The 3,609-nt window shown below is 50.6% G+C and carries 2 protein-coding genes; one reads left to right on the forward strand and one right to left on the reverse strand.

The window, feature by feature from the left end:
• The first annotated feature begins 419 nt into the window (after positions 1-419).
• Entirely contained in the window at positions 420-1,430 is a 1,011-nt protein-coding gene (locus tag IAE27_RS29055; RefSeq protein ID WP_200093399.1) for a RepB family plasmid replication initiator protein, read from the forward strand.
• Positions 1,431-2,420: 990 nt separating this feature from the next.
• Here IAE27_RS29055 and IAE27_RS29060 read toward each other — a convergent pair.
• The gene (locus IAE27_RS29060; protein ID WP_200093400.1) at positions 2,421-3,161 is read right to left on the reverse strand and encodes a tyrosine-type recombinase/integrase; all 741 of its coding nucleotides are present in this window, start codon (positions 3,159-3,161) and stop codon (positions 2,421-2,423) included.
• Positions 3,162-3,609 lie beyond the last annotated feature (448 nt).

Raw genomic sequence — 3,609 nt, forward strand, 5'->3', positions numbered from 1 at the left:
CGACGCCCTCACGGACACATAAATCAAAAATGATTAAATTGAAACCACTTCTTTCCGGCGCAGAAATGGTTTCAATTTCCTATACGTGAACTCACAGCGAGGTGTATCTAGAATATCACACCAGGTGACAGAGTTACGTCACCTGGTGTGGGTAGGTCTGACAGGGTTATTCATAGTGTCGATCCAAAAAATGATCCTATAGAGATCATAGTGAGATCATAAAGAGATCCCCGGATCGCCAGAGACGCTGTTCTGCCTCGCCTTAGGGGGGATCAGCATTGACTATAGTGTGTTAAATGTTGACTGACGTATGTATTATCTAATACTGTGATATGCAACGGTATTTACTGAGGTATGTATTTCCGTTGACTGAGATATGCATTTATACTTGCCTTTGTGGATAACTGTCGGGATCAAAGATGACGAGCGAAAATAATAGCTTACCTCTGAATCTGCAGGAGGTTGATAAGAAAACCGGTGAAGTTGTTAAGCTGGATGTCAACAGCACCAGTACCGTTCAACCCGTTGCACTCATGAGGCTTGGTCTCTTCGTTCCTACGCTGAAATCGACAGGAAAGAGTAAGGCTAACCGTAAAAACGTCACAGATGCGACTGAGGAGCTTGTACAGCTGTCTATCGCGAAAAGCGAAGGGTACACCGACGTCAGGATTACAGGATCGCGTCTGGACATGGATACGGACTTTAAAGTCTGGCTTGGGATCATTCGCTCCATGTCAGAGTATGGCGTAAAAAAAGACACGCTGGAATTGTCATTTGTTGAGTTCGTTAAGATGTGTGGTTTTGATTCGCGCCGTTCTAACAAGATAATGCGCGACCGTATCAGTAACTCTCTGTTCAAACTGGCGACCGTCACGCTGAAGTTCCAGAGTGACACCAAGGGCTGGACCACACACCTGGTGCAGTCAGCTTACTATGATATCAACGAAGATATCGTGGAGATCAAGGCCGAACCCAAACTCTTCGAGCTCTACCACATGGACCGGCGGGTACTGCTGCGGTTGAAGGCGATCGACGCCCTGCAGCGTAAAGAGTCTGCGCAAGCTTTGTATACCTATATCGAAAGCTTGCCTCAGAACCCGGCGCCAATCTCCATGAAACGTATGCGGGACCGGCTGAATCTCACCTCAAACGTGTACACGCAGAACCATACCGTTCGCAAAGCCATGGAGCAGCTGCGGGATATCGGATATCTGGATTACACCGAATTCAAACGCGGACGGGCAGCCTATTTCAGCGTGCACTATCGCAACCCGAAACTGATCAGCAGTACCGTGAAGTCGCCTCGCAAAGAAGAAGAGGAGCTGTCTCCTGAGCAGAACTATGATGAGGTCATTAAGGCTTTGAAAGCCGCGGGTATTGATCCTCAGAAGCTTGCCGAAGCGCTCACCAGTATAAAGTCAGAAAATTGACTGTAGTATGCAAAAAATCACTGCGGTGTGCTGTTATTGACTGTGATACGTATCACGCATAGCGCAGTCAATATACCTTTCTTTATTCCTCATGCTTCCCCCCATTAAATTGACTGTAGTATGCGATTTAATATGAAAAAACACTGATATTGACTGCGGAATGCGCTTCTGGCGGGTAATTCGTTCCATGTATTGACAGAGAGATGATGGCCTGCACGCCGCAGTCAATTTTCCTGCTGTTGGCTGATGTTGAAGTTAAATGAAGGCCTGCGTGACGTGCTGGTCCACCCTGAGCAGGGAAAGGCTAACGCACAGTCCGGAGTCATACCTTCTGAATAAGTTCGTCAGCTGCCTGGGCTACACGAAAATTTTTCCTTCCTTGTTTCACTGGTTTCTGCAGGACCGGGGCCGGTTTCACTCTGAGGATGTGAATCGTAAAAAGGAACTGCATGTCCGGTTCAACCGATTCGAGCTGCTGTCATAGCAAAGTAGGTCAACGCATTTTCTGAGTTGTTTTGCCTCACTGGTCGAAGCCGGACTTTGTGCGATCAAGATAACTGGCCCGATGCAATCATGCTCTGTTTAGAACATATTGTCTGCGGTATGAGGAAGCGGAAAAGCATCCACGGAAGACGAACCTGGCGATACTCTGTAAATACCCATAGGTGCCGCAGTCACACCGCCATATCGATGCAGTGCGCTGGAAAGAAAAAGTGTGGGCGGCAGTCTACGCTGCACGTGAGTTTTTCAGGGTATCTTCCATGACTGCGGTATGCGCTCATTCGGAATGTGCGCCTGGTAACCCGGGGGGAGGGTTACCAGCGTGCAGGAGTGAGGCGGACTACTCAGAGAATCCGGGACCCGGCAGTTCGATGAGATCTTATCTGAACATCAATAGAGGATATCCTTTGCTCAGGTAATCTCCGGTGTAGCGTCTCTGACTCATATGAATGCCTGTTCTCGCCGGCAGCCGGCAGCGCAAACCTGAAATCAGGTTGTCGGGGGCAGGGCGCGCAGAATATCCGCCGCATCACGACCATCGCCGGTAAACGGGACGGCAAGGGTTGCCGCCAGCTCCAGTGCAAATACACGGGTGTAGACTTCCATCGAGCGCGGATCCTTATGACCGACCAGTGCCTGAATGACCTTTTTAGACTGCCGGTGATAGAGCATGTGCATGATGTAGCTGTGCCGAAATGTGTGCGGTGTCACCGGGATCGAAAAGTGGACCCCGTCGGCGCCGGCACGGCTCACGGCCTGCTTCAGCCAGTTACGCATAGTCTCATCGCTCACACCCCATAATGGCTCCCGCCGGCGGGGGCGGGTGGTGACCATCCAGCTTTCCATTTGTCGAACGAAACTTTCGTCAGTCAGCGGAACCAGACGCACTTCATCCTTTGGAGGCCGACCGCGGCGCGCACGCACTTTTTCAGACAGCACCCGGACAAAAGGGCGGAGTCCATCCACATCAAAAGACTCCGGTGTCAGGGTCTTCGCTTCACCGATGCGCATGCCAGTGTTCCACATCGTGGCGAACAACATGTGATGGCGTTGATCGGGCATATAAAAGAGCAGGGCGCTCACTTCCGGCGCAAGCAGGTAAGCCGGCGTGACACCGGTGGAGGTGGCCATGCGCCGGAGTGCGACCGCGGTCGCAAAATCGACCCCCGGAGCAATGGGCAACAGGGAGACGCAATCTGGTGAATTCTGCAGGGGAATGACGTTGTTCATCAGTTATTTTTCACGTAGCGCACGCACTGGTTATGGATACAGGTATTCTGGCCTGAAACGCCGGATCCTGCCATGACAATAAATCGCAGCGAGCGGATCCTTTTATTGGACTAATCCACATTATTGCGGGTAAAACCAAATACGTAAAGGATCCTTTTTGCGCCGTTATGAGACCAAAAGTCAGGTACGGCGCGGCCTGTAGGCGGTTTTGCGAGTTTTGGGAGAAATGGGGTAATGCCAGGACAAACAGGATCGGAGGAAAAAGAGAAGAAACGAGAAAAGGAAAGATGCGCGACGCAAAATCTGGCCTGGTACACCCCTGTAACCCTGCCAGATTTTGCGCAGCGCGATCATAGAGCTGGCTACTGCTAGTTGAGATGACGTCCAGGGTAATGATTCCAATTTATTGGTAATGATTTATCGTCAGATAGTGCCCGATAACTTTGTC

Source organism: Klebsiella sp. S69, assembly GCF_016516145.1.
In the GTDB taxonomy this organism is placed as follows: Bacteria; Pseudomonadota; Gammaproteobacteria; order Enterobacterales; family Enterobacteriaceae; genus Klebsiella; species Klebsiella oxytoca.